The organism is Desemzia sp. FAM 23989 (assembly GCF_045528345.1).
GTDB lineage: Bacteria > Bacillota > Bacilli > Lactobacillales > Carnobacteriaceae > Desemzia.
Genome location: NZ_JBGQQT010000064.1, coordinates 1 through 559 on the forward strand (window position 1 = coordinate 1; position 559 = coordinate 559).

At 40.4% G+C, this 559-nt stretch carries 1 protein-coding gene; it reads left to right on the top strand.

Annotated elements, in window-relative coordinates; all coding sequences use genetic code 11:
• Positions 1-513: group II intron maturase-specific domain-containing protein (locus ACEN36_RS13045; RefSeq protein ID WP_407126904.1), on the top strand; the 513-nt coding region annotated here is incomplete at its 5' end.
• Positions 514-559 lie beyond the last annotated feature (46 nt).

Genomic DNA, 559 nt, shown 5'->3' on the forward strand with positions numbered 1-559 from the left:
ACTAAATCGAAAGTCATTAAACCAAGTGACCCAACCTTTAAATTTTTGGGATTTGGATTCTATTGGTCGAGAGCAGACAAAGGCTATCGAGCAAAGCCCCATGCCATATCAATCGAGACGTTTAAATATAAACTTCATCAGCTAAGCAAGAAAAGTTGGGGAATTGATATGGCTTACCGCATCGTTAGACTGAATCAAGTCATCAGAGGATGGGTGAACTATTTCAAAATAGGAGATATGCATACAAAACTCAAGAAAATAGCGAGTCATCTTCGTTATCGACTGAGGGTGTGTATCTGGCACCAATGGAAAACAGCCAAGAATCGAAGAAAAGCACTCACTAAACTAGGAATGAGCGATTATAATGCCTACTTGAACAGTCACAGTTCCAAAGGAACTGCCCGAATAGCCTTGTCCTGGGTAATGACGACCACAGTAACCAATAAGATACTAGCCCTTAAAGGTCTAGTATCTCCAGATAGTTACTATTTAAAACAAAAGCATGTTATATAAAATTGAACCGCCGTATACCGAACGGTACGTACGGTGGTGTGAGAGG